22 protein-coding genes are annotated in these 23,595 nt (G+C 75.0%); 11 read left to right on the forward strand and 11 right to left on the reverse strand.

Annotated features, from left to right (window positions below):
- The first annotated feature begins 65 nt into the window (after positions 1-65).
- On the forward strand, positions 66-1,007 hold the full coding sequence (locus QSK52_RS20130; protein WP_285737480.1) for a LysR family transcriptional regulator: 942 nt from the start codon (positions 66-68) through the stop codon (positions 1,005-1,007).
- Positions 1,008-1,054: 47 nt separating this feature from the next.
- On the opposite strand, the gene QSK52_RS20135 is transcribed toward QSK52_RS20130, so the two are convergent.
- The 4 genes from QSK52_RS20135 to QSK52_RS20150 all read right to left on the reverse strand — a co-directional run bounded on the left by QSK52_RS20135 (position 1,055) and on the right by QSK52_RS20150 (position 5,934).
- The gene (locus QSK52_RS20135; RefSeq protein WP_285737481.1) at positions 1,055-1,834 is read right to left on the reverse strand and encodes an HAD-IIA family hydrolase; all 780 of its coding nucleotides are present in this window, start codon (positions 1,832-1,834) and stop codon (positions 1,055-1,057) included.
- A gap of 230 nt (positions 1,835-2,064) precedes the next feature.
- Entirely contained in the window at positions 2,065-3,588 is a 1,524-nt protein-coding gene (gene mycP / locus QSK52_RS20140; protein WP_285737482.1) for a type VII secretion-associated serine protease mycosin, read from the reverse strand.
- A 107-nt stretch (positions 3,589-3,695) separates the two neighbouring features.
- Entirely contained in the window at positions 3,696-5,327 is a 1,632-nt protein-coding gene (locus tag QSK52_RS20145; protein WP_285737483.1) for a hypothetical protein, read from the reverse strand.
- Positions 5,328-5,364: 37 nt separating this feature from the next.
- Entirely contained in the window at positions 5,365-5,934 is a 570-nt protein-coding gene (locus QSK52_RS20150; RefSeq protein WP_285737484.1) for a hypothetical protein, read from the reverse strand.
- A 292-nt stretch (positions 5,935-6,226) separates the two neighbouring features.
- On the opposite strand from QSK52_RS20150, the gene QSK52_RS20155 reads away from it, so the two are divergent.
- Complete coding sequence (locus tag QSK52_RS20155; RefSeq protein WP_285737485.1) at positions 6,227-7,360, forward strand: low temperature requirement protein A; 1,134 nt, start codon at positions 6,227-6,229, stop codon at positions 7,358-7,360.
- Positions 7,361-7,451: 91 nt separating this feature from the next.
- Positions 7,452-8,189 (forward strand): uracil-DNA glycosylase, encoded by a 738-nt coding sequence (locus QSK52_RS20160; protein WP_285737486.1) that lies wholly within the window; start codon positions 7,452-7,454, stop codon positions 8,187-8,189.
- 52 nt (positions 8,190-8,241) lie between these two features.
- Here QSK52_RS20160 and QSK52_RS20165 read toward each other — a convergent pair whose 3' ends face one another.
- Both QSK52_RS20165 and QSK52_RS20170 read right to left on the reverse strand, forming a co-directional pair.
- Positions 8,242-8,883, reverse strand: a complete 642-nt coding sequence (locus QSK52_RS20165; protein WP_285737487.1) for a 3-oxoacid CoA-transferase subunit B — start codon at positions 8,881-8,883, stop codon at positions 8,242-8,244.
- Complete coding sequence (locus QSK52_RS20170; RefSeq protein ID WP_285737488.1) at positions 8,880-9,653, reverse strand: CoA transferase subunit A; 774 nt, start codon at positions 9,651-9,653, stop codon at positions 8,880-8,882. The genes QSK52_RS20165 and QSK52_RS20170 overlap by 4 nt, the downstream gene beginning before the upstream one ends.
- Positions 9,654-9,915: 262 nt before the next feature.
- Here QSK52_RS20170 and QSK52_RS20175 point away from each other — a divergent pair, with 262 nt between their 5' ends.
- From QSK52_RS20175 to QSK52_RS20200, 6 genes are read left to right on the forward strand one after another with little or no spacing between them, the layout of a single operon-like run.
- Positions 9,916-11,148, forward strand: coding sequence for a substrate-binding domain-containing protein (locus QSK52_RS20175; protein ID WP_285737489.1), 1,233 nt, complete (start codon positions 9,916-9,918; stop codon positions 11,146-11,148).
- Positions 11,149-11,153: 5 nt separating this feature from the next.
- On the forward strand, positions 11,154-11,912 hold the full coding sequence (locus QSK52_RS20180) for an ABC transporter ATP-binding protein (protein WP_285737490.1): 759 nt from the start codon (positions 11,154-11,156) through the stop codon (positions 11,910-11,912).
- Positions 11,909-12,640: an ABC transporter ATP-binding protein gene (locus QSK52_RS20185; RefSeq protein ID WP_285737491.1), complete on the forward strand. Its 732-nt coding sequence runs from the start codon at positions 11,909-11,911 to the stop codon at positions 12,638-12,640. Before QSK52_RS20180 ends, QSK52_RS20185 begins: the two co-directional genes overlap by 4 nt.
- A complete protein-coding gene (locus tag QSK52_RS20190; protein WP_285737492.1) occupies positions 12,637-13,503 on the forward strand; it encodes a branched-chain amino acid ABC transporter permease in 867 nt (288 codons plus the stop codon). Before QSK52_RS20185 ends, QSK52_RS20190 begins: the two co-directional genes overlap by 4 nt.
- Positions 13,500-14,570 (forward strand): branched-chain amino acid ABC transporter permease, encoded by a 1,071-nt coding sequence (locus tag QSK52_RS20195; RefSeq protein ID WP_285737493.1) that lies wholly within the window; start codon positions 13,500-13,502, stop codon positions 14,568-14,570. The genes QSK52_RS20190 and QSK52_RS20195 overlap by 4 nt, the downstream gene beginning before the upstream one ends.
- Positions 14,567-15,439 carry an alpha/beta fold hydrolase gene (locus QSK52_RS20200; RefSeq protein ID WP_285737494.1) on the forward strand — a complete coding sequence of 291 codons (873 nt, stop codon included), beginning with the start codon at positions 14,567-14,569 and terminating at the stop codon, positions 15,437-15,439. Before QSK52_RS20195 ends, QSK52_RS20200 begins: the two co-directional genes overlap by 4 nt.
- Here QSK52_RS20200 and QSK52_RS20205 read toward each other — a convergent pair.
- Together QSK52_RS20205 and QSK52_RS20210 are read right to left on the reverse strand one after the other, a co-directional pair.
- Positions 15,436-16,689, reverse strand: coding sequence for a hypothetical protein (locus QSK52_RS20205; protein ID WP_285737495.1), 1,254 nt, complete (start codon positions 16,687-16,689; stop codon positions 15,436-15,438). The genes QSK52_RS20200 and QSK52_RS20205 overlap by 4 nt on opposite strands.
- Positions 16,690-16,893: 204 nt before the next feature.
- Positions 16,894-17,556, reverse strand: a complete 663-nt coding sequence (locus tag QSK52_RS20210) for a DedA family protein (RefSeq protein ID WP_285737496.1) — start codon at positions 17,554-17,556, stop codon at positions 16,894-16,896.
- Between the two features lie 493 nt (positions 17,557-18,049).
- Here QSK52_RS20210 and QSK52_RS20215 point away from each other — a divergent pair, with 493 nt between their 5' ends.
- Positions 18,050-19,153, forward strand: a complete 1,104-nt coding sequence (locus QSK52_RS20215; RefSeq protein ID WP_285737497.1) for an LLM class flavin-dependent oxidoreductase — start codon at positions 18,050-18,052, stop codon at positions 19,151-19,153.
- Here QSK52_RS20215 and QSK52_RS20220 read toward each other — a convergent pair.
- The 3 genes from QSK52_RS20220 to QSK52_RS20230 all read right to left on the reverse strand — a co-directional run bounded on the left by QSK52_RS20220 (position 19,143) and on the right by QSK52_RS20230 (position 22,864).
- Positions 19,143-20,114: a phosphotransferase family protein gene (locus QSK52_RS20220; RefSeq protein WP_285737498.1), complete on the reverse strand. Its 972-nt coding sequence runs from the start codon at positions 20,112-20,114 to the stop codon at positions 19,143-19,145. The genes QSK52_RS20215 and QSK52_RS20220 overlap by 11 nt on opposite strands.
- Positions 20,115-20,151: 37 nt before the next feature.
- Positions 20,152-22,026 (reverse strand): putative bifunctional diguanylate cyclase/phosphodiesterase, encoded by a 1,875-nt coding sequence (locus QSK52_RS20225; protein ID WP_285737499.1) that lies wholly within the window; start codon positions 22,024-22,026, stop codon positions 20,152-20,154.
- Between the two features lie 412 nt (positions 22,027-22,438).
- The gene (locus QSK52_RS20230; protein ID WP_014135908.1) at positions 22,439-22,864 is read right to left on the reverse strand and encodes an OsmC family protein; all 426 of its coding nucleotides are present in this window, start codon (positions 22,862-22,864) and stop codon (positions 22,439-22,441) included.
- A gap of 344 nt (positions 22,865-23,208) precedes the next feature.
- Between QSK52_RS20230 and QSK52_RS20235 the strand changes: the two genes are divergently transcribed.
- On the forward strand, positions 23,209-23,535 hold the full coding sequence (locus QSK52_RS20235; protein WP_285737500.1) for a chorismate mutase: 327 nt from the start codon (positions 23,209-23,211) through the stop codon (positions 23,533-23,535).
- Positions 23,536-23,595 lie beyond the last annotated feature (60 nt).

Here is a 23,595-nt window from a genome sequence, read left to right on the forward strand (position 1 = left end):
CGGGAGGGGGTCCAACAACCGGAACGGCCCCACGACAACCGGCGGTTGTCGGCGATGATGGCCCGGTGGACGACCCCGACCTGCGGCAGTTGCGCGCCTTCGTCACCGTCGCCGAGCAGCGCCACTTCGGGCGCGCCGCCGAGCAGTTGGCGATCACCCAGCAGGCCGCCTCGAAGCGGATCGCCGCCCTGGAGCGGGAGTGGGGCGTCCGGCTGCTGGAGCGCGGCCCCGGCTCCGTCCGACTGACCGAGGCCGGGCACCGGTTGCTCGCCCCCGCGCGGGCCGCCCTGGCCGCCGGGCAGGCCGCCGTCGCCGCCGTCCGGCGGCAGGCCGCACCCGCCCGGCTGGACGTCTGGGGCCACCTGTACGAGCCGCTGCGCACCGTGCGCGAAGCGCTCGCCGCGGCGCCCGGGCTGAGCGTCGAGGTCGGCCCGGCCCGGGACTTCGCCGCCGTCGCCGCCACCCTCGTCCGGGGTGAGGGAGCCGCCGGGTTCGGCCGCCACCAGCCGGGCGCCGAACGGGAGTTGGCGCACCGCCTGGTGCGGCTGGAACCGCTCGACGCGGTGCTCCCCGCCGACCACCCGCTGGCCCGCGCCGAGCGGCTGCGCCCCGCCGACCTGGCCGCGCTGCGGCTGGTGCTGCCCGCCGACCCCGCCCGGCTGGACTTCCTGGCCCGGTTCGGCGAGCGCTTCGGCGTCCCGCTGCTGCCCGGCGAGGCCAACCTCGGCCTCGCCCACCTGCTCGACCGGGTCCGCGCCGTCCCCGACGGCTGCACCCTGCTGCCCGCCGAACTCCCGCTCGCCGTCCCGCCCGGCCTGGCCGTCCGCCCGCTCGTCGACCCCGTCCCGCTGTACGCCTGGTCGCTGGTCTGGCACCGCGAACGCCCGCACCCCGCCGTCCCCGCCCTGCTGCGGGCCTTCGCCGACCGCGGCCGCGACCGCCGCTGGCTGGAGTACCGCCCCGACCGCGACTGGCTGCCCGGCACGGACGCCCGCGACCTGGCATGACGCAGGCCCCCGGCGCGGTGCGCGCCGGGGGCCTGCGGGGAGCGGCGTCAGACCAGCTCGACCAGGTCGGCGATCGAGTTGACCACCTGGGTCGGCCGGTACGGGAAGCGGTCGACCTCGGAGGCGTGGGTCAGCCCGGTCAGCACCAGGAAGGTCGACATGCCCGCCTCCATGCCGGAGACGATGTCGGTGTCCATCCGGTCGCCGATCATCGCGCTGTTCTCCGAGTGCGCGCCGATCGCGTTCAGGCCCGCGCGCATCATCAGCGGGTTCGGCTTGCCGACGAAGTACGGCTCCACGCCGGTCGCCTTGGTGATCAGCGCGGCCACCGCACCGGTCGCGGGCAGCGCGCCCTCGGCGGACGGGCCGGTCTCGTCCGGGTTGGTGGCGATGAACCGGGCGCCGTCGTTGATCAGGCGGACGGCCTTGGTCATCGCCTCGAAGGAGTACGTGCGGGTCTCGCCCAGCACGACGAAGTCCGGGGCGGAGTCGGTCAGCACGTAGCCGACGTCGTGCAGCGCGGTGGTCAGGCCCGCCTCGCCGATCACGTACGCGGTGCCGCCCGGACGCTGGTCGTCCAGGAACTTCGCGGTCGCCAGCGCGGACGTCCAGATGTGCTCGGCGGGCACGTCCAGGCCCATCCGGGAGAGGCGGGCGTGCAGGTCGCGCTGGGTGTAGATCGAGTTGTTGGTGAGCACCAGGAAGGGCTTCCCGGAGTCACGCAGCCGCTTGATGAAGGCATCGGCCCCGGGGATCGGCACGCCCTCGTGGATGAGGACTCCGTCCATGTCGGTCAGCCAGGTCTCGATGGGCTTGCGGTCTGCCACGTGGGTGTCTCCTTGGTCTTGCACAGGTCGAACGATCTTCGTGATCGCTCCGACCGGACACCGCTGGCCGGTCGGGCGCCACAGGCTGCCCCAACGCCGATCAGCCTAGTCGTCCGGGCCGGTCGGCCACAGGGGCGTCCGCGCCCGCGGACCCCCGCCGACCTCCCGCGGACGCCGACGGCGGGCGGCCGGGAGACCCCGCACCGCCCGCCGTCCGCACCGGCCCGCCGTCAGCCCGCGTACGGGTTCCCGCCCGACGGCGGCTGCTGCTGCCCGTAGGCGGGCGGCGCGGGCGGCTGCTGGCCGCCGTACGCCGGGGGCGCGGGCGGGGCGCCGTAGGGCTGCGGCGCGGGCGGCTGCTGGCCGTACCCGGGGGCGGCGGACGGTGCGGCGGGCGGCTGCTGGCCGTACGGCTGCTGCGGCGGGGCGCCGTACGGCGCGCCCGGCGGCACCGGGCCGGGGCCCGCGGAGCGGTTGCGCCGGACGAGCAGCACCACCACGAGCACCAGCACCAGCACGCCCGCCACGGCACCGCCGACGATCAGCGGGAGCTTGCCCGACCCGGACGACTCCTTCCCCCCGGCGGTCGGCGCCGCGGCCGGAGCCGGGGGCGCGGCCCCGGCCGAGGCGGCCCCCGAGGGCGCCCCGGCGCCGTCGCTCGCGGCGTCGCTCGGCCGGGCCCCCGCACCGTCCGACGGCGCGGGCGAGGCGGCCCCGCCGCCGCTGCCGGCCGCGGCGGGCAGCGGGCTGACGTCCGCCGGGCCCGGGTCGCCGGGGGTGGTCAGCGCGATCCGGGGGCGGATGACGCCGTACCCGAGGAAGTCGCTGCGCTGGCCCTGGCCGCTGGCGGTGTTGATCAGCACCCGCAGCACCTGGTTGCCGGTCCAGTCGGGGTGCGCGGACCAGATCAGCGCGGCGGAGGCGGAGACGAAGGCGGCGGAGTCGGAGGTGCCGTCGCCCTTGCAGTAGCCGGACGAGCCGGTGCACGCGCCGTAGATGTCCACGGCCGGGGCGGCCAGCACCACCTGCGGACCGTGCTGGGACTTCGCCCACGCCTTCCCGTCGCGGTCGGCGCCGCCCACGCCGACGACGCCGGGCAGGGCGGCCGGGTAGTCGACGGGGTTGCCGACGTCGCCCTCGTTGCCGGTGGCGGCTACCACGAGCGCGCCGAGGGAGTTGGCGTGGTCGACGGCGGCCTGGAGCTTGCTGCGGTTGGCGGCGCTGAGCCCGCCGATGCCCTGGGAGACGTTGATGACCTTGGCGCCGTGGTCGGCCGCGTAGCCGATCCCCTGGGACAGCTGGTCCACGTACCGGTCGTCGTTCTGGACGGTGCCGCCGGCCATGTCGTTGATCTTGACGGGGAGGATCTTCGCGCCGGGGGCCAGACCGTACGCACCCTGGCCGTTCAGGCTCTTCCCGGTGCCGGCGATGTCGCTGGCGATGTGGGTGCCGTGGCCCGCCGGGTCGGAGAGCACCCCGCCGGGCAGGCCACTGAGGTCGGTGCCGGGGAGGAGCTGGCCGGCCAGGTCGGGGACGTCGCCCTGCACGCCGGTGTCGACCACGGCCACGACGACGCCCTTGCCGGTGCTGGTCCGCCACATCTCGTCGGCGTGCATGGCGTCCAGGTGCCACTCCTGGGCGCGGATCGAGTCCGCCGCCGACGCGGGACCGGCCGACCACCCCCACAGGACGGCACCGACCGCCGCCGCTGCGGCGAACCGCCGCCCCCGTCCTGCCCTGTCCGTTCGCCGCATCACGCTCTCCTTCGTGCTCCGTCGTGTGCACCGGGAGCGCCCCGCCGCACGGTTCGGCCCGGTCGCGGGAGCCGCAGCCCCCGCGACCGGGCCGTCGAAACCGGTCGTTACTCGATCACGTTCGGGTTGACCGGGCCCATCCCGGACGTCCAGGTGTTCTCGTCCTCGGTCAGGTAGTCCGGGCGGTTGCCCTGGCCCTTGCCCTTGCGGTTGGCGCTGCCGCCGCCGTGGCCGCCGCCGAACGAGCCGCCGGCCCGGCCGTCCGCGCCCCGCTCGGCCCGGCCGCGCAGGCCGGTGCCGCCCGGGGTGAACTCGCCGCGCCCGCCCGTGCCGCGGCTGCCGCCGACGGTGCCGCCCGCGCGGCTGACCATCCCGCTGCTGCGCGAGCCGCCCGCACCGCCGCGGGCACCGCCCGCGCCGCCACCGCCGCCGTGCATGCCGCCGCCCATGCCGCCCGCGCCCGCGCGGCCGCTCTGGCCCGCGGCGCCCGCAGCGCCCGCGGAGGCCGAGGAGGTGCCGCCGCCGGGACGGGCGCCCGTACCGGAGGTGCCGGCCGAGCCGCCGCTGCCGGTACGGCCGCCGCTGGCGGCCCCGCCGCCGAGGGTGCTCCCGCCGACGCCGCCCAGGCCGCCGGGGATCCCGCCCCCGCCCACGTAGCCGCCACCGCCGTAGCCGCCGCCACCCGAGCCGCCGAGGCCGCCGCCCAGGCCGCCACCGCCACCGGTGTACCCGCCGCCACCGCCACCGCCACCGAGGGGCGGAGTGACGACCGGCGGGTCGGTGTGGGCGATCTGCAGCGGCGGGGGCGTGGGCACCGGACCGGTGACCGGCGGCGAGGTCCAGGGCGGGGTCGGGTGCGGACCCGGGGTCGGCGTCGGCGTGGGCACCGGACCGGTGGTCGGCGGCGACCAGGACGGCGGCCGGTACGTCGAACCGCCACCACCACCTCCGCCGCCGGTGCCGCCGCCCCCGCCGGTGTACCCGCCACCGCCACCGCCGCCGGTGTACCCGCCGCCGCCACCGGTGCCGCCACCGCCGCCGATCGGCACGTCCTGCAGGTCGTCCTTCTGTCGCGACCCCGGCGGGGCCGGGAACACCGGCACCTGCGCCGAGTTGAGCTGCGTGGTGGCGTGCTCGTACGACTGGCTGAGGCGCTCCATCTGCGTGATGGCCTCCTGGTGCGCCTCGAAGATGCGGTCGGACGCGGCGCGGGCCTGGTCCTCGGTGACCCAGTCGGAGTCGAACATCCCGGCGACCTTGCTGCCGACGAAGCCGCCCACGACGGTGCCGACGCCCGGCATCAGGACGCTGCCGACCACGGCGCCGCCGATGGTCGCGGCGGTGTTGTCCTGGGCCTGGTAGCGGCGCACCGTCTCGATGTCCTCGTGCGGGACCGGCGGCAGGCCGTACTTGACGGTGCTGAGGGTGTCGGCCGCGGAGGTCATGTAGGTGCCCGCGGTCCGCGAGTACGAGGCCAGGTCCATGGTGGAGCGGGAGACCTGGCCGCCCCAGGCCTTGAAGCTGTCGGCCGCGGTGCCCTCCCAGTCGAGGCCGCTGATGTGGGCGTGCAGCTCCTCGCTGATCTGGTCCAACTGCGCCGCGGCGTCGGACAGTTGCTGACCTACGGAGGACACCGCGAACGGGTTCGCGTCCTGGACCATGGCCAGCAGTTCCTCGTGGCTGGCGCGGCCGATCTCGCCCGGCTGGAGGCGGACCAGCCTTTTCTCTTCGAGTTCCATCGCGTTTCTTCCCCCTGGAGTGTGGACGGACCGGCCGTCAGTACGAGCCCTGCTGGGTGCCGGTGAGCGGGGCCTGCGGGGCCTGGGCGCCGGCGGCGCCGTACCCGCCGGAGGCCCCGTACCCGCCGGCCGGCGGGCGGTTCGCCTGGGCGCCCGCCTGGTTGAGGATCGAGTGGAACTGCTGCTGCTGTTCGGCGTCGGCGTTGTCGTAGCCGCGGGCGGCCATGTCGATGCTGGCGCTCATCGCCTCGATCTGGAGGGACAGCGTCCGGGAGAGTTGCTCCAGGTTGGCGTGCACGGTGCTGTAGGCGCTCATCAGGTCGCCGGCCTGGCCGAAGTTCTGGCCGAGCTGACCGGGCGTCAACTGCTGCTGCGAGATGGTGCCCTGGGCGGCGGGCGAGCTGTTGAGCGTGCTGAGGATGCCGTCCACCCGGGACTTGAAGGTCTGCAGGCTCTCGATCTCGACCTTGACCGCGCCCGCGCCGACCTGACTGGCCAGCGCCTGGGTGGCGGCGAAGGCGGCGTTGACGGCGGAGACCGCGCCGCTGAAGAAACCGGTGGGGGCGGTCGTACCGCCACCACCGCCGTCGGTGGATGCCTCGAGCATCGTGGTTCCCTTCCCCCGTGGGCGCGGACTGCCGCGCCCCTCCCTGCTTCCACGGTCGGCGCCCGCTCCCCAGGGGCCCGGCGGGTCCGTTCCCGCGGCGGGTGCACGGAGCGCCAGGGCAAAGATAGCGGTCCGGGGGGACAGCCGAGCAGGGGCCCTGCGCGCACGTCCGACCGGCGCCGGACGGGCGGGGCCGGTAGCCTGGGCCGGTCGCGCGCCCGGCCGGTGCCGCAGTGGCGCCGGGGCGGTCCGGGTGGGGCGTCAAGGGGCGCGCCGTTCGGGGGAGTTGGCGATGGAGGAGAAGCGCGTCACCTGGGCCGAGCTGTACTTCGACCTGGTGTTCGTGTTCGCGGTGACGCAGGTGTCGGGGCTACTGCACCACCACCACGACTGGGCGGGCTGCGGGCGCGCCCTGGTCGCGTTCGTCCCGGTCTACTGGTGCTGGGTCGGCACCACCGTGCAGGCCAACATCCGGGACGTGGACAACCCGCGCGACCGGATCGGCATCTTCGCGGTCGGCCTCTGCGGCCTGTTCACGGCGCTGGCGCTGCCCGGCGCGTACGGCTCCCGCGGGGTGCTGTTCGGCGCCGCGTACTGGGCGGCCCGGCTGGTGCTGGTGGGCCTGCTGGCCGGCCGGATCCGGCGGATCTGGTTCGGCCCGTACGGGGTGGCCGCGTTCGTCACCGGGCCGCTGCTGCTGGTCGGCGGGCTGGTCGACGGGCCGGGGCGCGAACTGCTGTGGGCCGTCGCCGCGGTCACCGACCTGGCGGCCCCGCTGGTGTTCCGGCGCCACCTGGCCGAGGTCGCGTACCACCCGGGCCACCTGCCCGAGCGCTTCGGCCTGTTCCTGCTGGTGGCGCTCGGCGAGTCGATCGTCGGGATCGGCGCCCCGGTGGCGGCCGCACCGCTGCACCCGGGCCGACTCGCCTCGGTGGCCGTGGCGTTCGTGATCTCCTGCGCGCTGTGGTGGCAGTACTTCGGGTACGCGTCCGACGCGATGCGGCACGCGATGGAGACCGCCGCCTCGCGCCGCGACCTGATGCGGCAGGTCTTCTCCTACGGGCACCTGGCGCTGATCGCCGGGGTGATCACCGTCGCGGTGGGCTTCGCCGAGACGGTGGCCCGGCCCGGGCAGTCGCTCGGCGGCGGCGCCCTCGGGCTGCTGTACGGCGGCAGCGCGCTGTACCTGGTGACCTTCGCCTACACCCGCCGGATGATGTTCGGCCTGCTCTCGCCGACCCGGCTGACCGCCGCGGCCGCCGTCCTGGCCCTGCTGGCCCTGCTGCTGCTGACCCCGCTGCACCGGCTGCCCGCGCTGGCGGTGCTGGGCCTGCTGGCGGCCGTCCTGGTCGGCCTGAACGGGTGGGAGGCCCGGCGGGTGCGCGGGGCGCGACGGGCCGAGCGGACTGTCGGCGCGACTGTGTAGCGTTCACCGCAGCAGGTCCGGGACGGGCCCGCGGAACGGTACGTACGAACGAGAGCGGTCGCCGTGCGGCGCGGCCGGTGGGAGGTACAACGTGACGGAGCTGGCCGAGGCGTCCACGAGCGGCGCGCCGGAACTGCCCGCGTCCTGGCAGGCGGTGCTCGCCGAGGAGACCGGCAAGCCCTACTACGCGCAGCTGAACGCGTTCCTGGCCGCCGAGCGCGCCGAGCACGAGGTGTTCCCGCCCGCCGGGCAGGAGTTCGCGGCGCTGGAGGCGACGCCGTACCAGGACGTCAAGGTGCTGATCCTCGGTCAGGACCCGTACCACGACAACGGCCAGGCGCACGGCATGAGCTTCTCCGTGCTGCCCGGTGTGAAGACCCCGCCGTCGCTGCGCAACATCTACAAGGAGCTCAGCACCGACCTCGGCCTGTTCAAGGACCCGGAGACCGGCGCCTTCCTGCCGCCCGACAACGGGTACCTGATGCCGTGGGCCGAGCAGGGCGTGCTGCTGCTCAACGCGGTGCTCACGGTGCGGGCGCACGAGGCCAACTCGCACAAGAACAAGGGCTGGGAGAAGTTCACCGACGCGGTGATCAAGGCGGTCAGCGCCCGCGAGGAGCCCTGCGTGTTCGTGCTCTGGGGCGGCTACGCGAAGAAGAAGCTCCCGCTGATCGACACCGAGCGCCACGTGGTGGTGCAGGGCGCGCACCCCTCGCCGCTGTCCGCGAAGCTGTTCCTCGGCAGCAAGCCGTTCTCGCAGATCAACGCGGCGCTGGAGGGCTTCGGCCAGAAGCCGGTCGACTGGCGGATCCCGAACCTCAAGGACTGACCGCACGGCCGCGGGGGCCCGGGAGCGCACCGCTCCCGGGCCCCCGCGGCGTTCAGCCCGCCAGCACCGGGGGTTCGGTGGCGGCGCGCACCTGCTCCAGGGTGACGCCCTCGGCGAGGGAGACCAGGCGCAGGCCCTCGGGGGTGACGTCGAGGGTGGCGAGGTCGGTGACGACGCGGTGGACGACGCCGCGGCCGGTGGCGGGCAGGCTCAGCTCGTTGACGATCTTCGGGGTGCCGTCCTTCGCGGTGTGCTCCATCACCACGATCAGGCGGCGGGCGCCGTGGACCAGGTCCATCGCGCCGCCCATGCCCTTGACCATCTTGCCGGGGATCATCCAGTTGGCGAGGTCGCCGGCGGCGGAGACCTGCATCGCGCCGAGCACCGAGACGTCGATCCGGCCGGAGCGGACCATGCCGAAGGAGGCCGCCGAGTCGAAGTAGGCGGCGCCGGGCAGCACGGTGACGGTCTCCTTGCCCGCGTTGACCAGGTCGGGGTCGACGTCCTCCTCGGCGGGGAAGGGGCCGGTGCCCAGGATGCCGTTCTCGGAGTGCAGGACGACGTGCACGCCGGGCGGCAGGTGGCCGGGGACCAGGGTGGGCAGGCCGATGCCGAGGTTGACGTACTGGCCGTCGCGCAGTTCGCGGGCGGCCCGCGCGGCGAGCGCCTCGCGGGGGTCGGGGGCGGCGGTCATCGGGACTCCTTCGCGGCGGCGGGACGGCTGACGGTGCGCCGCTCGATCCGGCGGTCGGCGGGGTCGGCGGCCACCACCCGGTCGACGTGGATGCCGGGCAGGTGGACGGCGTCCGGCGGGAGCTCGCCCGCCTCGACGATCCGGTCCGCCTCGACGAGGGTGACCCGCCCGGCGGCGGCGCACAGCGGGTTGAAGTTGCGGGCGGCGGCGTGGAAGACGCAGTTGCCGTGCCGGTCGGCGACGGCGGCGCGCACCAGCGCGAAGTCCGCGACGATCGCCTCCTCCAGCAGGTGGCGGCGGCCGCCGAACTCGCGCACCTCCTTGGGCGGGGAGGCCACCGCCACGGTCCCGCCGCCGGGGGCGTAGCGCCAGGGCAGCCCGCCCTCCTCGACCTGCGTCCCGGCACCGGCGGGCGTGTAGAAGGCGGGGATGCCCGCGCCGCCCGCCCGCAGCCGCTCGGCCAGGGTGCCCTGCGGGGTGAGCTCGACCTCCAGCTCGCCGCTGAGGTACTGGCGGGCGAACTCCTTGTTCTCGCCGACGTAGCTGGAGGTCATCCGGGCGATCCGGCCGGCCCGCAGCAGCAGGCCCAGCCCCCAGTCGTCCACGCCGCAGTTGTTGGAGACCACCCGCAGGCCGGTGGTGCCCGCGTCGACCAGGGCGCCGATCAGGGTGGACGGGATGCCGCACAGGCCGAAACCGCCGACCGCGAGCAGAGCGCCGTCGGGAATGTCCGCGACCGCGCGGGCCGGGGAGTCCAGGACCTTGTCCAAGGGGGCCGCCTTTGTCCGAGGGAGGGGCTGACTGCCGCACCACCCTCCCCGCGGGCCCCGGGGCTTTCCATGGCGGGCGCCGCCATGGGGCGGGCCCGGGCCATGTGCCCGCCGCACACACCGGGCTGGCGGCCGCCGCGACATGGCGGCGGGTCACACAGCGCGGGCCGCCGATGCGTGGGCCCGTCACATGTCGTCCCCGGGGGTGCGCCCCTACGGTTCCGGCATCCCACCAGCACCGGCACGTCAGGAGCCCCCCACCATGTCAGTCACGGACGCCACCCCCAGACGCCCCGTCCGGAAGCTCGCCGCACTGGCGGCCTGCGCGCTGCTCGCCGCGGGCTGCGCGAAGGCCGGCACCGCCGGGAGCTCCACCGACGCGGGGGGCAGCAGCCCGGTGAAGGTCGGCCTGGTGTACTCGAAGACCGGCCCGCTGGCCGCGTACGGCAAGCAGTACCTGGAGGGCTTCGAGGCGGGCCTGGCGTACGCCACCAAGGGGACCGGCGCGGTGGACGGGCACCGGGTGGAGGTCGTCGAGCAGGACGACGCGGGCGACCCGGCGAAGGCGGTCTCCGCGGCCAAGGACCTGATCGGCAGGAACGTGAGGATCCTGGCGGGCTCGACCGCGTCCGGCGTGGCGCTGCAGGTCGGGCCGATCGCGGCGCAGAACAAGGTGCTGTTCATCTCCGGCCCGGCGGCGGCCGACAAGGTCACCGGCCTGAACAGGTACACCTTCCGCTCGGGCCGCCAGTCGTACCAGGACACCCGGGCGGCGGCGTCGTTCATCGGCGACGCCAAGGGCAGGAAGGTCACGGTGCTGGCCCAGGACAACGCGTTCGGGCAGGCCAACGTGGCCGCGGTCAAGGAGGTGCTGGGCGGGGAGGGCGCCACCGTGGACGCGGTGCTGGCGCCGCCCTCGGCCACCGACCTGACGCCGTTCGCGACCCAGGCCAAGGCGGCGAAGCCGGACCTGCTGTACGTGGCGTGGGCGGGCGACACCGCCTCGGCGCTGTGGACCTCGCTCACCCAGCAGGACGTGTTCTCCGCGACCAAGGTGGTCACCGGCCTGGACGTGGCCGCCTCGTACCCGCTGTTCGGCCCCGCCGCCGAGAAGATCGACTTCCTGAACCACTACTTCGCGGGCGCGGCGGGCGGCACCGACGCCGAACTGGCGATGACCGACGCGGTCACCAAGGCCGGTTCCAAGCCGGACCTGTTCACCCCGGACGGCTTCACGGCCGCGCAGATGGTGGTGCACGCGCTGGAGGCGAACAAGGGCTCCGACACCGACACCGACGCGCTGGTGAAGTCGCTGGAGGGCTGGAGCTTCGACGGCGTCAAGGGCAGGCTGACCGTCCGGGCCGAGGACCACGCGCTGCTGCAGCCGATGTTCCAGGTCAAGCTGACCGGCACCGGCGCCGCGGCCAAGCCCACCGCCGAGAAGATCCTGACCGCGGAGCAGGTCGCCCCGCCGGTCGTGAAGATGGCGGGCTGAGCGGCATGGGCGGCTCCGCCCCGGTCCTGCGGCTGGACGGGCTCGGCTGGTCCGTGCGCGGCGTCCCGATCGTGCAGGACGTGAGTTTCGAGGTGGCCGAGGGCGAGTTCGTGGCGTTCATCGGCCCGAACGGGGCGGGCAAGACCTCCCTGTTCAACCTGGTCTCCGGCATCCACCCCGCCACGCAGGGCGCGCTGTACCTGGACGGGGCGGACATCACCGCGCTGCCGGTGCCCGCCCGGGCCCGGCGGGGCCTGGGCCGGACCTTCCAGACCTCCTCGCTGTGGCCGGGCCTGACGGTGGCCGAGCACGTCCGGCTGGCCGCGCAGGCGGCGGCCGGACCCGGCGCCTCGTACCGGATCTGGCGCCGGGCGGGCGGCTACCGGCAGCAGGTGGAGCAGACGCTGGAGCGCACCGGCCTGGCCGACCGGGCCGACGACCCGGCCGGCTCCCTGTCGCACGGCGGCAAGCGGAAGCTGGAGCTGGCGGTGCTGCTGGTGGGCGACCCGCGGCTGATCCTGCTGGACGAGCCGATGGCCGGGGTGAGCGCCGAGGAGGTGCCCGCCCTGGTGGAGCTGATCCGCTCGGTGCACCAGGAGCAGGGCCGCACCGTGCTGATGGTCGAGCACCACATGGACGTGCTCCTCGGCCTGGCCGACCGGCTCGCCGTGATGCACCACGGCACCCTGCTCGCACTCGACACCCCGGACGCGGTGATGGCGGACGCCACCGTGCAGGGGGCCTACCTCGGGGAGGCGCTGTGAGCCTGCTGACGGTCCGTGACCTGCGGGTGGTGATCGACGGCCTGCACATCCTGCACGGGGTGGAGCTGGACGTCGCCGCCACCGGCGTCACCGCCCTGCTGGGGCGCAACGGCGCGGGCAAGACCACCACCGTCAGGGCGGTGATGGGCCTCGTCCCGCGCACCGGCACGGTCACCTTCGACGGCGCCGACATCACCGGCCTGCCCACCCACCAGGTGGTCCGGCGCGGCATCGGCTACGCCCCCGAGGACCGCGGCGTCTTCGCGCAGCTGAGCGTCGCGGAGAACCTGCGCCTGGCCGAACGCGACCCGGACCCCGCCTACGACCTGGTCTTCGAGCTGTTCCCCGAGCTGAAGCAGCGCCACAGGCAGGCCGCCGGGACGCTCTCGGGCGGGCAGCAGCAGATGGTCGCCATCGCCCGCACCCTGCTCAACGGCAACCGGCTGGTCATCGCCGACGAGCCCACCAAGGGCCTCGCCCCGAAGATCGTCACCGAGGTCGCCGACGTCCTGGCCCGCGCCGCCGAGTCCGTCCCCGTCCTGCTGGTCGAGCAGAACCTCGCCCTGGTGCGCCGGATCGCCGGACGCTGCGCGGTCCTCGCCGACGGGCGCACCGCCCACCAGGGCGACGCCCGCGCGCTGCTGGCCGACGAGGACGCCGCCCGCCGCCTGCTCGGCGTCGGCAGCCACCAGCCCGAGACCACCGCCCCCGAGGGGAGTTCACGTTGAGCACCGTCGTCCTGCTCGCCTGCACCGGACTGGGGCTGGGGGCGCTGTACTTCCTGGTCGCCTCCGGCCTGTCGCTGATCTTCGGCCTGATGGACGTCCTCAACTTCGCCCACGGCGCCCTGCTCTCCGTCGGCGCGTACGCGGCCTGGTGGGCGGCCACCGACGGGGGCACGGGCTTCTGGCTCGCGGTGGTCTTCGGCACGGTGGTGGGCACCGCGGCCTCCGTGCTGCTCGAACTCGCCCTGATCCGGCCGCTGTACGTCCGTCCCCGCGACCAGATCCTGGCCACCGTCGGCGTCGGGCTGGCCCTGCCCGCCCTGCTGATGGGCGTCTGGGGCTCCGACGCCCGGCCCTTCCCGCAGCCCGCCGCGCTGTCCGGCACCGTCGGCCTGCTGGGGGCGACCGTCCCGGTCAACCGCTTCGTGCTGATGGCCGCCGCGCTGGCCGTCCTGGTCGCCCTGCGGCTGTTCCTGGCCCGCACCCGCTACGGCCTGATCGTCCGGGCCGGGGTCGAGGACCGGGCGATGGTCACCGCGCTGGGCATCGACGTCCGCCGGGCCTTCACCCTGGTCTTCGCCATCGGCGGCGCCGCCGCCTCGCTCGGCGGGGCGCTGGCCGGGCTGTACTTCGGCTCGGTCAACCCCTCCCAGGGCACCGGCCTGCTGATCTTCGCCTTCGTGGTGGTCGTGATGGGCGGCATGGGCTCGGTCACCGGCGCCGCGGTCGCCTCGGTCGGCGTCGGACTCGTCCAGCAGTTCGCCAACTACTACACCGCAGCGGGACTCGGCGACCTCTCCGTGGTCGTCCTGCTCGCCGTCCTGCTGCTCGTCAAGCCCCGAGGACTCACCGGGAGACTCGCGTGACCGCCCACCTCAAGCGCTGGTGGCCGCTGGCCCTGCTGCTGGTCCTGATCGCCGCGCCGTACAGCGCCCTGCCGCTGCCCGGCCTGCTCGACGGCCCGCTCGGCAGCCCCGGCAGCCTGCAACTGATCGCCCTGTGCCTGCTCTACGGCGGCCTCGCCACCGGCTACGACCTGCTGCTGGGCCGCACCGGACTGCTCTCCTTCGGCCACGCCCTCTACTTCGCCACCGGCCTGTACGCCACCGACCTGGCCATGCTGGAGCTCGACCTCGACCTCCTGCCCGCCGCCCTGTTCGGCACCGCCTGCTCCGTCGCCCTGGCGCTGGCCCTGGGCGCGGTCTCGCTGCGCGTCACCGGCATCGGCTTCTCCATGGTCACCCTCGCCTTCGCCCAGGCCGGGGCGATCCTGGTGCAGCGCAACCCGGGCGGGTACACCGGCGGCGAGGAGGGCCGCTCCGCCCCCGCCCCGCACCTGCCCGACGCGCTCGTCGGCATCCAGAACACCGCCAACCTGTACTGGATCGCCCTGGCCTACCTCGTGCTGACCCTCGCCGTCGTGCACTGGACCACCGCCTCGCCCACCGGCCGCGTCTGGGCCGGCATCCGCGAGAACGAGCGCCGGGTGGAGGTCCTGGGCCTGCGCCCCTACGGCTTCAAGCTCCTCGCCTTCACCGTCTCCGGCGCGCTGGCCGGGGCGGGCGGCGTCGTCTACCTGCTGCTCACCGGCGGCGCCACCCCGCAGGCCGCGAGCTCGGACGCCACCCTCGCCCTGCTGGTGATGGTCGTCCTCGGCGGCTCCGGCACCCGCTGGGGCCCGCTGCTCGGCGGCGTCCTCTACACCTGGGCCGCGCACCGCCTCGGCGACCTCGCCAACTCCGCCGCCGTCGCCGACCTCCCGGCCGCCCTGCGGGTCCCGCTCTCCCAGCCGCTCTTCCTGCTCGGTACCCTCTTCGTCGCCGTCGTCTACCTGCTGCCCGGCGGCCTCGCCAAACTCCCCGCCCGGCTGCGCACCGGCCGCACCCCCACCGCCGCGGCCCCCGCCGCCGCCCTCCCGGAAGGCGCCGCATGACCGACCCCCGGCCCGAAGCCCTGACCGTCCCCGTCGAGGGCGGCGACCTCGCCGTCCTGCACTGGCCCGCGACCGGGCCCGACGCGCCCGTGCTGGTCGCCGTGCACGGCATCACCGCGAACGCCCTCGCCTGGGCCGGGCTGGCCCGGCTGCTCGACGGCCGCGCCGCGCTGTACGCCCCCGACCTGCGCGGCCGGGCCGCCAGCCGCGACCTGCCCGGCCCGTGGGGCCTGGCCCGGCACGCCGAGGACGTCGCCGCACTGGTCACCGCCCTGGACGCGGGCCCGGTCCGGCTGGTCGGCCACTCGATGGGCGCCTGGGTGGGCGCCCTGACCGCGACCCGGCACCCGGACCTGGTCGCCGACCTCACCCTGGTCGACGGCGCCGTCACCTTCCCGCTGCCGCCCGGCGTCGAGGAGCAGGACGCCCTCGCCGCGGTCCTCGGCCCGGCGCTGGCCCGGCTCTCGATGACCTTCGCCAGCCGCGAGGCGTACCGGGAGTTCTGGCGGGCCCACCCGGCCTTCGACCCGTGGACCGCCGAACTCGACGCCTACACCCAGCGCGACCTGGTCGGCGAGGCCCCCGAGCTGGTCTCCTCCTGCGTCCACGAGGCGATCACCACCGACGGCACCCAGGTCCTGCTCGACCCGGAGGCCGCCGGCGCGGTCCACCGCCTGACCGTCCCCGCCCGGCTGCTCTACGCGCAGCGCGGCCTGCTGGACGAACCCCGGGCCCTCTACGACCCCGAGCGGCTGGCGGCGGCCGGGGTCACCGTCCCCGCCGAGCTGGTGCCGGACACCAACCACTACTCGATCATCTGGTCCGAGCGCCTGGCGGCGGAGCTCCTGCGGGCGCCCGAGCGGGCCTAGCCGCCCAGGAACGCCTGCCAGCCGCCCGCCGGGGCCTGGCCGACGTTGAGGGTGCGCAGCTTGCGCAGGGTGGACTGGTCCTGGGCCTCCAGCCAGTCCACCAGCTGCCGGAAGGAGACCAGGCGGACGTCCGGCTTGTCGGCGATCTGCTTGATGGTCTCCTCGACGGCGTCCATGTAGATGCCGCCGTTCCACTGCTCGAAGTGGTTGCCGACGAAGAACGGCGCCCGGTTGGTGGTGTAGGCCCGGTTGAAGCCCGCCAGGTACGCGTCGCGGGCCTGGTCGCGCCACTGGCCGTACTTGCCCGGGTCGCCCTTGGTGGAGCCGCCGGACTGGTTGGCCAGGATGTTGTAGTCCATCGACAGCACCTGGAAGTTGTGGCCGGGGAACGGGATGCCCTGCAGCGGGAAGTCCCAGATCTTGCCGTCCTGGACCTTCTGCGGCCACATCTGCAGGCCGCCGGGCGAGCTGGCGTCGTACTTCCAGCCGAGCTTGGCGGCGGTGGGCAGCAGCGCCTTCTGACCCTCCAGGCAGGGGGTGCGGCCGCCGATCAGCTCCTTCTTGTAGTCGAAGGGGAGCGGGTCGACGTCGGTGAAGCCGGTGTTGGTGCGCCACTGGGTGACGAAGGACACCGCCTGCTGGATCTCGCTCTCCCAGTCCTCCGGGCTCCACTTGTTGACGCCGTTGTGGTCGGAGCGGGTGGAGCAGAAGTGCCCGTTGAAGTGGGTGCCGATCTCGTGGCCGGCCAGCCAGGCCTGGCTGATCAGCTTGATGGTGTTGCGCACCGCGTTGTCGGACAGGAAGGGGATGTCCGAGGCGCCGACCGGGTGCTGCGGCGGGTGGTAGAGGGAGGACTTCTCCTTCGGCAGGGTGTAGATGCCGGAGAGGAAGAAGGTCATGCTCGCCTTGTGCTCCTCGGCGAGCTTGAGGAAGCGGGCGAACTGGCCGTCGTCGGTGGCGCCCGCGCCGTCCCAGGAGAAGACCACGAACTGGGGCGGGGCCTCGCCGGGCTTGAGCTTCTCGGCGACGGGCTGGTGGGGCTGGGTGCCGGTGTCGGCGGTGGAGCCGTCGCCGAGCGGGGTGCCCTTGACCGGGGACTGGCTCGCACCGGGGGTGCCGGTCGCGGGACCGCCGTCGGAGCCGGGGCGGTTGGTGGCGGCACCGCCCCCGCTGGAGCAGGCGGAGACGGCTCCGAGGGCCGCCGTGGCCGCCGTGGCGGTCAGCACTGTCCTGCGCGAGATGGTGCTCATGATCGTCTCCCCTGCCCCATGGGCCCGTGCAGAAGAAAACCGGGGCCGACGGTCGGCTCCGGGGTCAACTTCTGGCAAAATCGGACAATTTGACGGTAACGCCACCCAAGGATGGCATGGCCGGGGTGGCCGGTCCAACGCCGCCCACCCTCATCGGGTCATCACGTGGCAAAGCTTCGTCCGGCTCCCGGGCCGACCGTCTTATTACCGTCCTGAGACAGGGAACGCCGAGGTCGCGGGCAGGGCGGCCGACGGCTCGCCCTCGACCAGCACCGCCAGGCGGCGGCGCCGCCGGACGAGCTGCACCACGGCCGAACTGATCACGGTCGCCGCCAGGCAGGAGATCGCGAAGCTCAGCCACGCGGTGTCGAACCAGTGCTGGTTGAGCCAGCCCAGGGTGACGATGTACGCCGCCCACACCACCCCGGCCACCGCCGACCAGCGCAGGAAGGTCCACGGCCGGTGGGTGGTGGAGTGGCCGACCGCCACGTCCAGCACCGTCCGCCCGGCCGGGACGAAGCGCGCGATGATCACGATCGCCGCGGCGGCCCGGCTGGTGGTGCGGCCGGTCAGCGCCCGCTGCACCCGCTCCACGCTCTCCGCCAGCCGCGGCCGGCGGGCCAGCCGCCGGTGCACCGCGGGCGCGCCGCGCCGGGCCAGGTTGAGCAGCAGCAGGTCGCCCAGGAAGGACGCCACGGCCACCCCGGCGGCCAGCAGCAGCGGCGAACCGCCGACCTGCCCGGTCTTCAGCACGGCCAGGATCACCAGCGTCCCGCTGGGCAGGAACGGCAGGAAGGCGTCGCCCAGGACGGCGACCAGCGCCAGCGCGCAGTACCAGGCCGGTCCGACGACGGCGTTCAGGTCCACGGTCTCTCTCCCTCCAGCACGCCCGGGGGGAGCAGCTGCAACGGGGGTCAACGCTAGCGCGGGCAAATTTCATGGCATGAAGCACCCCCGTGTGGCATACCGCACACGCGCCCGGGCACGCGAGAGCCCCCGGGGCGGGGTGCCGCTCCGGGGGCTCGTGAGGATCGAACGGCGCTGGTCCAGCCCGCCGATCTGTCGCTGGTGCGCGGAGCCGGTACGTCCTCCGCGCTGGTACCAGCGTGCCCCATCCGGGAGCCCGCTTCGACCGCCGGACCTGGCGACTTCTCGCTGTGGCGTGAAGTCGCCACGCAGCGTGGCCTGTTGGCGGGCCGTCAGCGCCACCCCGGCGTGTCGCGCCCCACCACCCCCGGCGCGCCGCGCCCCGCCGCGGGGCGCCGACCGCCCCCGCGGGCGGGAACAGGCCGGGCGACGGGCGGGTTGTGCTCCGACGAACGCCCGGGCACCCGGCCGGGGCACCAGGAGGACGCACCGCATGAGCACCGCACCGGAGCCGACCGCCCCCGACAGCGCCGCCGGGCCCGCCCCGGCCCCCACCGCCGACCGGATCCGCGGCCGGGCCGCGGGCCGCGCCCCCGCCCCGCTGTCCATCCTGGACCTCGCCACCGTCGGCTCCGGCCACACCGCGGGCGAGGCGCTCGCCGCGACCACCGAACTGGCCCGGGCCGCCGAGGGCTGGGGCTACCACCGCTTCTGGGTCGCCGAGCACCACGGCATGCCCGGCGTGGCCTCCTCGGTCCCCGCCGTCCTGCTCGCCCACCTCGGCGCGCACACCACCACGCTGCGCCTGGGCTCCGGCGGCGTGATGCTGCCCAACCACGCCCCGCTGGCGATCGCCGAGCAGTTCGGCCTGCTGGAGGCCCTGCACCCGGGCCGGATCGACCTCGGCCTCGGCCGCGCCCCCGGCACCGACCAGGCCACCGCCCGGGCGCTGCGCCGCGGCCTGGCCGACGGCGCGGAGGACTTCCCGCGCCAGCTCGCCGAGCTGCGGCACTTCCTGGACGGCGACTTCCCGCCCGGCCACCCGTACGCCCGGCTGGAGGCGGTGCCGCGCTCGGCCTCCCGCCCGCCCCTGTGGCTGCTCGGCTCCTCCGGGTTCAGCGCCCAGCTCTCCGCCCGCCTCGGGTACCCGTTCGCCTTCGCGCACCACTTCAGCGCGGCCAACACCGTCCCCGCCCTCGACCTGTACCGGGAGGGCTTCACCCCGTCGGAGGTGCTGGAGGAGCCGTACGCCCTGATCGGGGTCAGCGCGGTCGCCGCGGAGAGCCGGGAGCGGGCGCTGTGGCTGGCCCGGTCGGCGGGCCTGGGCATGCTGCGGCTGCGGCAGGGCCGACCGGGGCCGATCCCGACGCCGGAGGAGGCCGCCGCGCACCCCTACACCCCCGCCGAGGAGGACTTCCTCGACTCCTGGCTGGCGAACGTGGTGCTCGGCACCCCGGCGGAGGTCGCCGAGGGCCTGGAGGCACTGCGGCGGCGCACCGGGGCGGACGAGCTGATGGTCACCTCGCACATCCACGGGCACGAGAACCGGCTGGCCTCCTACGGGATGATCGCCGAGGCGTACGGGCTCACCGGCTGAGTGCGTCCAGCACCGCCAGCTGCTCGGTGACGCGCTCCGCCGACCAGGTCCGCACCCAGTCGGCGAAGTCGCCGGCGTACGCCCGCGGCACGGCCTCGACCCGCATGATCAGCGCCAGGTAGATCCGGTACAGCGCGAGCCGGGCCCGCCCGGCGTCGTCCACCGCGAAGGCCGGGTCGACCGAGCGGTAGCCGGCGACGAAGTCCCCGTCCAGCTCGGCGGCGCCCAGCGGGTCCAGGCCGACCAGTTCGGCCAGCGGGTCGCCGAAGAACGCCCGCTCGCCGTCGATCACGCCGGTCAGCTCCCAGCCGCCGCCCGCGCCGGGGGTGAGCAGCAGGTTGCCCTCCCAGGCGTCGAAGTGCACCAGGGCGGGGCGGCGGACCTCGGCCAGGGCGGCTCCGAAGCGCTCCGGCAGGGCCCGCAACTCCTCGACGGGGGCGGGCAGTTCGACGCCGTAGCGCTCGGCGTCGGCGAGCAGCGCGCCGAACATCGCGGCGAACGCGGCCGGCCAGCTGTCGGCGGACAGGCCCGGCCCGGGCTGCGGGTAGCCGTAGCGCTCCCCGGTGGCCCGGGCCACCCCGGCCGCCCAGGCGCCCAGGGTGCGGCGCAGCCCGGCCCGGTCGGCCGCGGAGAGCTGCTCGCGCAGGCTGTCCCAGGTGGTGCCCTCCACGTAGCTGAGCAGCAGCCACTCGCGGGTGTCGGCGTCCCCGTCCGGGTCGTGGTGCAGCACCTGCGGGACGGTCAGCCCGGCGTCCGCGGCCAGCGCGTGGAACAGCCGCTCGGTGCCCAGCAGCCCGCGCTCGTGCGCCAGCCCGGGGGTGCCGGGCGGCGGCGCGCACTTGAGCACCAGGCGCCGCCCGTCGGTCAGTTCGAGCAGCCGGGCCGCGTTGTACAGGCCCCCCGACATCGATGTCCCGGACACCACGCTCGCCCCGTCGAGCACCGCGTTCACGCGTTCCATCGGCCCTGCTCCCCTCCGTACCGGAAAATCCGCCGCGCTACCGCCGCGGTTGGTCACGGAGTATCCCGGCGATCAGCTCGGGACCGCCAGGGCGGGCGTAGTACCAGCCCTGCGCGGTGTCGCAGCCGGTCTGGCGCAGCCGCTCGGCCTGGGCGGCGTTCTCGATGCCCTCGGCGGTGACGGTCAGGCCCAGGGCGTGCGCCAACTGCACCATCGCGCCGACGATCTGCTCGTCGGCGGCCCGCCGCCGGCCGTCCGCGCCGGGCGCGGACTCGCGGAACGCCTCGATGAAGGTGGCGTCCAGCTTGAGCGCGTGCACCGGCAGCCGGGACAGGTAGGCGAGGTTGGAGTAGCCGGTGCCGAAGTCGTCGATGGCGATCCGCACGCCCGTGTCGGCGAGCGCCTGCAGGGCCTGCAACGGGCGGCCGCTGGGGCCCAGCAGCGCGCTCTCGGTGATCTCCAGCTGGAGCAGCCGGGCGGGCAGCCCGGTGCGCTCCAGCACCTCGGCGACGTCGGCGACCACGTCGGAGTCCCAGATCTGGCGGGGCGCCAGGTTGACGCTCACCAGCACCGGCTGCTCCGGGAACCCGTCCAGCCACTGCCGGGCCTGGCGGCAGGACTCCTCCAGCACCCACTTGCCCAGCGGCACGATCGCCCCGGACTCCTCGGCGAGCGGGATGAACCGGTCCGGCGACAGCAGCCCGTACCGGGGGTGGTTCCAGCGCACCAGCGCCTCCGCGCCGCGCACCGCGCCGTCGGCCAGGCCCACCAGCGGCTGGTACTCGACGGTGAACTCGCCGCGCTCCACGGCCGGGCGCAGCGCGGCGGCCAGCTCGTGCCGGGTCAGCTGGTCGGCGCCCCGGTCGCGGTCGTACAGCGTCCAGCGGGCGCGGCCGTCGGACTTCGACCAGTACAGCGTGGAGTCGGCGTCGCGGACCAGGTCGGTGGGCGTGGAGCCGCGCACCGGGCGCTCCACCACGCCGACCGAGGCGGTGACGGTCAGCCGCTGCCCGGCCACCTCGAAGGGCCGCTCCAGGTCGGCCACCAGGGCGGCGGCCAGCCGGGTCAGCTGCTGGTGCCCGGTGCTGCCGGTCACCAGCACGGCGAACTCGTCGCCGCCCAGCCGGGCCACCAACTGCCGCCCCTCCCGGGCGAACCCGTGCTCCAGCCGAGCCGCGACGGCCACCAGCAGCTGGTCGCCGACGTGGTGGCCGAGCGTCTCGTTGACGGCCGCGAAGCCGTCCAGGTCGACGTAGCACAGCCCGATCCGGCGCTCGCCGCCCGCCGGGCCGTCCTCCCCGTCCGGCTTGAACGCGGCCTCCAGCCGCTCGTAGAACAGCGTCCGGTTCGGCAGCCGGGTCAGCGGGTCGTGCAGCGCCTGGTAGGCGAGCCGGTCGCCGAGCTGCCGCCGCTCGGTGACGTCCTCGACCATGACCAGCGTGTAGTACGGCTCGCCCGCGCCGTCGCGGATCAGCGAGACGGTGACCCGGCCCCAGACCTCCCGGCCGCCGCGGTGCTTGAGCCGCTTCTCGGCCCGCATCCGCTCGCGCTCGCCGCGCACCAGCTCGCGGTAGTGGTGGCGGGACGGCTCCTCCGGGTCGATGATCTGGTGGATGTGCATGCCCGGGAGCTCGGCCACCTCGCGGCCCAGCATCGCGGCGAACACCGGGTTGCCCTCGATCACCAGGTCGTCGCGGTCGATCAGCGCCATGCCGATCCCGGCGTCGGAGAACGCGGCCCGGAACCGCGACTCGCTGGCCCGCAGGGCGGCGGCCAGCCGCTCGGCCTCGGTGTCCGGCGGGGCACCGCAGGCGGCGCACGGAGCGGACCGGTCGGTTCCGGCTCCCGGGCGCGGCGCTTCGGACCACCCACCTCGGTGGTGGGCGTCGGCCCCGACGTTCCGGCCCGGCACGGCACGCTCCCGTCCGCTGCTGCCACTGGTCGCGCCGGAGGCTCCGTGCGGGCGGCGACCGGCCAGGCGGCCCGCGCCCGCCCGGCGGCCCCGGCCGGTGGCAGGGGAACGGACGGCGGCCTCGGGCCACGCCCGCCGATCATAGGCCGCCGGTGTAACTGTCCGCGACCGCCGCCAGAGTGATTGGCGAGGAACGTCCGAAAATGCCCGTTACATTCTGTGTGAAGCCGTCCGGAACCGGACAGCGCGTCCCGGAACCCGGGCGCGCACGGCGAAACCCCCGGTGACCGCGGGAAGGGCGGACGCCGGGAGAGTGCGCCGCCGCTCACGCGCCGTGACGGAGCGTGAGCGGCAGGGGAGTTGACGGTCGGAGGACCGGACGGCCGGACGGGTCGTCGGGCCGGGCGGGTCGTCAGGCCAGGCTGGCGGAGAGCGTGATGGTGGTGCCGGCCAGCGCCTGGCTGACCGGGCAGTTCGCCTTCGCGTCCTCGGCGGCCTTCACGAAGCCCGCCTCGTCCAGGCCGGGAACGGTGCCGACCACGGTCAGGTGGATGCCGGTGATGCCGGTGCCCGGCTGGAAGGTCACGTCCGCCTTGGTCTCCAGCTTGGTGGGCGGGGTGCCGGCGCCGGTCAGGCCGTGCGAGAGCGCCATCGAGAAGCAGGACGAGTGCGCGGCCGCGATCAGCTCCTCCGGGCTGGTCTTGCCGTTCGCGGCCTCGGCCCGGGAGGGCCAGGACACCGGGAACTCGCCGACGCCCGAGGAGTCGAGGGTCACCAGGCCCTTGCCGTCGAGCAGGTTGCCCTCCCACTCGGTGTGCGCGGTGCGGGTCGTCGCCACGATCAGGTACCTCCACATGAGAACGGACAGCAGACGAACTGCTGTACCGGCAGCCGGACTTCCGGCCGCGGCCCGCCCAGCCTACGGCCCGCACCGCGCCTCGGTGGGCGAACGCCGCGCGGAGCGCCGGGCCCGGCCCGGACGTCCGTGCGGACGGCGTCCGGACACCTGCCCGAACGCCGCCCGCGCCCCTCCCACCGGCCGCTCCACCAGCCGTCCCACCGGCCGTCCCACATGCCGGAACAGGCCGGTCATCAGGGCGAACGCGGCCCGTCCGCCCTGTTAGATTGGCCGTTCGCCACGCCCGAGCGACCACCCGTAATCCCGCATCGGAGCCGCCCCACATGACGGACCAGCCCACCCCCTCCCCGGCGGGGATCGACGACGCCGTGCTGGCCGAGCTGACCCGCCTGCGCGAGTCCATCGACAACATCGACGCCGCCGTCGTGCACATGCTCGCCGAGCGCTTCAAGGCCACCCAGCAGGTCGGCCGCCTCAAGGCCGAGCACCAGCTGCCCCCCGCCGACCCGGCCCGCGAGCGCCGCCAGATCGACCGCCTGCGCGCACTCGCCCTCAGCGCCAACCTCGACCCGGTCTTCGCCGAGAAGTTCCTCAACTTCATCATCGCCGAGGTGATCCGCCACCACGAGGCCATCGCCAAGGAGGGCTGAGGGCCCGCCCGCCGGGGTTGTCGGCTCCGGGTAAGAACCCGATTTCGCGCTGCCCCCGGT

The sequence above is a fragment of the Kitasatospora phosalacinea genome, assembly GCF_030268885.1.
In the GTDB taxonomy this organism is placed as follows: domain Bacteria; phylum Actinomycetota; class Actinomycetes; order Streptomycetales; family Streptomycetaceae; genus Kitasatospora; species Kitasatospora phosalacinea_C.